The sequence below is a fragment of the Microbacterium sp. genome, from assembly GCF_035554235.1.
Lineage (GTDB): Bacteria > Actinomycetota > Actinomycetes > Actinomycetales > Microbacteriaceae > Microbacterium.
Map to the genome: position 1 here is coordinate 1 of NZ_DATMIO010000249.1, position 3,132 is coordinate 3,132.

4 protein-coding genes are annotated in these 3,132 nt (G+C 71.7%); all 4 read right to left on the reverse strand.

Features of this window, described 5'->3' with window-relative positions; translation table 11 throughout:
- A partial coding sequence (locus VNT50_RS12540) for a sugar transferase (protein WP_325485450.1) occupies positions 1-230 on the reverse strand: 230 nt, incomplete at its 3' end.
- Entirely contained in the window at positions 227-1,399 is a 1,173-nt protein-coding gene (locus VNT50_RS12545) for a DegT/DnrJ/EryC1/StrS family aminotransferase (RefSeq protein ID WP_325485451.1), read from the reverse strand. The genes VNT50_RS12545 and VNT50_RS12540, both read right to left, overlap by 4 nt.
- On the reverse strand, positions 1,396-2,028 hold the full coding sequence (locus VNT50_RS12550) for an RNA polymerase sigma factor (protein ID WP_325485452.1): 633 nt from the start codon (positions 2,026-2,028) through the stop codon (positions 1,396-1,398). The genes VNT50_RS12545 and VNT50_RS12550 overlap by 4 nt, the downstream gene beginning before the upstream one ends.
- Positions 2,029-2,049: 21 nt before the next feature.
- Positions 2,050-2,754, reverse strand: a complete 705-nt coding sequence (locus VNT50_RS12555) for a response regulator transcription factor (protein WP_325485453.1) — start codon at positions 2,752-2,754, stop codon at positions 2,050-2,052.
- Between the last annotated feature and the right edge of the window lie 378 nt (positions 2,755-3,132).

The window sequence follows — 3,132 nt, forward strand, 5'->3', positions numbered from 1 at the left end:
AGGACGGTGAACGGGCGCATGTTGCGCCCGAGGCGGCGCTGGCGGAAGAGCACCGGCCCCGGCGAGCTCAGGCGCACGGCGACCGCCGCGCCGACGATCACGGGCACGAGCACCAGCAGCGCCGTCCCGGCGATCGACACGTCGAGCGCGCGGCGGGCCAGCGAGGTGGCGGGCTTGGCCCGCGTCACGGTGCGCGTCAGCTCGGCCATTGTGGAGACGTCGACGCTCATGCGACCAACGAACGCGGCGAGTCGTCGTCGGCTTGCGCGACCTCGGCCGCGGCGGCGCCGATGGCGCGGATCTGCCAGTCCTCGATGCCGGGGAAGATCGGCAGCGAGCACACGCGCTCGGCCATGCTCTCGGTCACCGGCAGGCTGCCGGCGTGAAGGCCGAGGTGGGCGTAGGCCTCCGTGCGGTGCACGGGCACCGGGTAGTGCACGGCCGACGCGACGCCGCGCGCCGTGAGCTGCGCGCGCAGCAGGTCGCGGTCGTCGCTCTGCACCACGAACAGGTGGTAGACGTGGTCGCCCGCCGCCACCGGCGCCGCCGGCAGCTCGAGGGCGAGACCCGACAGCGCGCGGCGCAGCTCTGCCGCCGCGCGCCGCCTTTGGGCGTTCCACCTGTCGAGGTGGCGGAGCTTCACGCGCAGGACGGCCGCCTGCAGCCCGTCGAGCCGCGCGGTCGTGCCGATCACGCGGTGGCGGTAGCGCGGGCGCTCGCCGTGCGAGCGCAGCAGGCGGACCCGGTCGGCCAGCTCGGGCCGCGAGGTCACGACGGCGCCGCCGTCGCCCCACGCGCCGAGGTTCTTGGCCGGATAGAAGCTGAAGCACCCCATGTGCCCCATCGAGCCGGCGCGACGGCCGCGGTAGCGGGCGCCGTGTGCCTGGCAGGCGTCCTCGATCACCGCGATGCGCGCCGAGCGGGCGAGCTCGAGGATCGGGTCCATGTCGACCGTCGCCCCGTACAGGTGCACCGGGATGATGCAGCGCACCTTCGAGCTCAGCGCGCGCTCGGCCAGCTCGGCGGTGATCAGGCCGCTGACCGGGTCGACGTCGACCAGGCGCGGCGTGGCGCCGGCGATGCTGACCGCCTCGGCCGTCGCGATGAACGTGTTCGCCGGCAGGATGACCTCGTCGCCCTTGCCGATGCCCAGCGCGCGCAGCGCGAGCGCGATCGCGTCGGTGCCGGAGGCGACGCCGACGGCCTCGTCGGTCTCGCAGTAGGCGGCGAAGTCGGCCTCGAAGCCCTCGACGTGCTGGCCGAGGATGAACGAGCTCTCCTCGGCGACCGTGCGCACGACGCCGAGCAGCTCCTCGAGCAGCTCGGGGTCGTCGCGGTCCATGCGGACGAAGGGCACCGTGCCCGCCGCCGCGGCGGGAATCGCGTGACCCTGGCTCATGCCGCCGCTCCGAGCGCGATCGCGGGCGCCGAGTCGCGGTTGGCCAGCTCGAGCTGCAGCGCGCGGCGGCCGCGGTGGTGCAGACCGTGGATGGAGCTCTCGGTGCGGCCCATGCGCGAGGCGATCTCACCGGGGGTGAGGCCGACCACGTGGCGCAGGAGCACGACGCTGCGCTGTTCCTCGGGGAGGGCGTCGAGCGCCTCGCGCAGCACGTGCGAGCGGTCGATCACGTCGTCGCCCGAGTGCTCGTCGGCGCCGAAGATCTCCTCGGCGGGAGTGGCACGGCGCGAGCGCAGGTGGTCGATCGCGGCGTTGTGCGCGAGCCGCAGCAGCCAGCCGAAGAACGGCACGCCGCGCTCGTCGTACTTGACGAGGACGGTCATCAGCTTGGCGAAGACGTGCTGCGTGATGTCCTCGGCCTCGTGCTCGTCGTGCACGATGCTGCGCACGTAGCCGTAGATGTTGTGCGAGTAGCGCACGTAGAGGAAGCGGATCGCCTCGCGATCGCCCTCCTTGCCGCGTGCGACGGCCAGAGACACCATCCGGGCGTCCTCCGGCGACTCGTCAAGCGTGGTGCGGGCACGGAAGCCCGCGGTCTCGTGCTGCCTGGGCAGCGGAACTGCGCTCATTGCGGATTGCCCCCCGATTGGTTACGCCGCCCTCGCGACGACGTTCTCGACTGCCTCGTCCGCCTCCGGCGTCAGTGCCGTGGGGACCAGACCGTGCGCATAGGCGAAGCGGCTGGCCTGCGTGCGATTGGCCACTCCGAGCTTGCGATAGATGTTCGACAGGTGGAACTTGACCGTCTGCTCCGTCACGAAGAGCTGACGGGCCAGGCGGCTGTTGGTCGCCCCTGATGCGACCAGCCGCAGCAGCTCGAGCTCGCGCTGCGTGAGTCCAAGCGACTGGTGCGTGGACCCGTTCTCCGGCGCCGTCCTACCGGCGCGGATGCTCGGATCGGCCAGGCAGTGGAAGACGGTGCCGCGCACGATCTCGCGCAGCAGCGTCCCCGCGCTGGTCGGGTCGATGGTCTTGCTCATCACGGCGTGGGCCCCAGCGCACACCGCGTCCTCCAGCCACTCGAGGCCGGTGTTCGGCACGAGCAGCACGACCTTGGCCGCCGGCAGCTCCGAGTGCACCTCGGCGATGCGCTTGACCGCATCGCTCGGCGCCCCGAGGTCGTCGACGATGACCACGTCCGGCAGTGCGTCGGCGAGCACCGCGGTGATCGTCGAATGACCCGCGACGTAGCCGACGAGCGTGAAGCCCGACGTGCCCCGCAGGACGCGCCGAAACGCGTACACGATTCCCGGATGGTTGGCGACGACCAGCACCTTCCGGGCACCGTCCGTCACTCTCTTCAAAGGCTCCACCGACATCCCCACACCCCCGTTCGTTCCGTCGAGGTCATCCTGCGGGAGCAGGGGTGTCGGCCGGCGTGAAATCGCCGCCCTCGGTCAGGGGTGATTCACCGTCCGTACGGGGGAGACGACCAGCCCGCCGCGGGTTACCTCAGCGCCGGGGGCGGGGGAGAGTTCTCACCCACCGCTCGCGTCCGTTTGCGTGCGCATGCGGCGGAGCGGCCGGTCTCCACGAACGCTTCCCGCTCTACGCCGCCAGGGCAGTAAGGAAAGGGAGACGCACGCTTGCGCGAGTCCCGCGCGTGAGGCGGAGCGAAGCGCGCGTGTTTCGACACACCTTCGCGGTCTCGGGAACGAACTCCATGGGATTTC